2 protein-coding genes and 1 pseudogene are annotated in these 1,495 nt (G+C 58.5%); 1 reads left to right on the forward strand and 2 read right to left on the reverse strand.

Annotation, left to right across the window (positions count from 1 at the left end):
- Positions 1-262: 262 nt before the first annotated feature.
- Complete coding sequence (locus VQ02_RS38255) at positions 263-463, forward strand: hypothetical protein (RefSeq protein ID WP_167350763.1); 201 nt, start codon at positions 263-265, stop codon at positions 461-463.
- Here the strand turns inward: VQ02_RS38255 and VQ02_RS17280 are convergent.
- Together VQ02_RS17280 and VQ02_RS37195 are read right to left on the reverse strand one after the other, a co-directional pair.
- Positions 420-1,351: pseudogene (locus VQ02_RS17280) on the reverse strand (IS481 family transposase). The gene VQ02_RS38255 and the pseudogene VQ02_RS17280 overlap by 44 nt on opposite strands.
- A 5-nt stretch (positions 1,352-1,356) precedes the next feature.
- A partial coding sequence (locus VQ02_RS37195) for an integrase core domain-containing protein (protein ID WP_157080666.1) occupies positions 1,357-1,495 on the reverse strand: 139 nt, incomplete at its 5' end.

Raw genomic sequence — 1,495 nt, forward strand, 5'->3', positions numbered from 1 at the left:
CCCCGGTGAAGGGCAGCAGCGAATCACACGCACGCGCCAATGAAAACCCGCTACGAGTCAAAACCTAAGCGCGGCGGTATCAGAAGGAGGAGCCTCCTGTCTGTCGCGGTTGATCTACTCTGCGCCCGCGGACGGCATCCCGCGAGCCTCCAGGGTGTCTGAGCCCAGTTCCCGGATCGGGAGCCGTCCGCGCCATGAAGCATCAGCCTGAATAGTTGATTGGGACAGCTTCGACCGATCCCGCAGGACAGGAGTAGGGATCATGATGCAAGACATCTTCGTCGGAGTTAATGTCGCCAAGGACTGGCTCGACGTTCACCATGTACTCAGCGGCGCACGCCGGATCGCAAATACGGCTGCTGCAGCACGAAGCTTCGCCGCTGCATGTGCACAGCAGGGAGCATGGGTCATCTTTGAAGCTAGACGTTTGGTCCCGGAGTTTGATGGTGCGGGTCATGCGTGAACCTGGACGGGTCGTCTGTCCAGGCTTTGCAGATGGCCTCGTAGGGGGTGAGGCCGCGTAAAGTCTTGAGGCGACGTGCGAAGTTGTAGGCTGCGACAAAATCGGCGAGGTGCTGCCGAAGCTGATCATGATTGTCATAATGGAAGCGCTTGACGGTTGCTTCCTTGATCGTCCGGTTCATCCGCTCGACTTGGCCGTTCGTCCACGGATGACGCGGCTTGGTCAAGCAATGCTCAATGTCGAGATCAGCGCAAGCTCCCTCGAAAGCATGGCAGCGAAACAAAACCTTCTCATCCCGCATAGATTTGATGTCTTCGGGGTCCAACCATCGCCGGTCGGATCGGTGAAGCGTGTACCATTGTCGGTGAGCACGATCTGGATCTTGTAAGGGACAGCATTGGCAAGAGCTTTAAGGAATTCGGCAGCTACACGGCGGGCCGCCTTCTCATGCAGCTCGACGAACGCGAACTTCGACGTCCGGTCGATGGCGACAAACAGGTAGAGCTTGCCATCCTGTGTTCTGACTTCGGCGATGTCGATGTGAAAGTAGCCGATCGGGTAGCGTTTGAACTTGGAACGCTTGGGCTGCTCGTCATCCGTGTCAGGCAGCCGCGAGATGCCGTGGCGCTGCAAGCAACGATGCAAGGACGAGCGTGTCAGATGCGGGATCGTCGCCTGGAGAGCATAGAGGCAATCATCCAGCGGAAGGAGAGTGTGACGTCGGGACGCCACGACGACGTCCTCATTCGACAATATCGTAGATTTTGGTTCGCTCGATCCTGTATTGCAATCCTCGGTTGAGGTTCGCTTCTGCCATTTGGCGACGGTCTTGGGATTGATGCCGTAGCGCGCGGCAAGCTCCTGATCCTCCCCCGTTTTCACGGACACGGAGGTTAGCCTGCGTTCCGCTCGGCCTGCTCGGGCGTGATGTAGCCGAGAGCCGAGTGGAGGCGCTGTCGATTGTAGTAGCCCTCGATGTAAGCGAACAGGTCGCGCCGGGCCTCATCCCGGGTCACCCATCGTCGATGTAGG

Source organism: Methylobacterium variabile (genome assembly GCF_001043975.1).
GTDB classification, from domain to species: Bacteria; Pseudomonadota; Alphaproteobacteria; order Rhizobiales; family Beijerinckiaceae; genus Methylobacterium; species Methylobacterium variabile.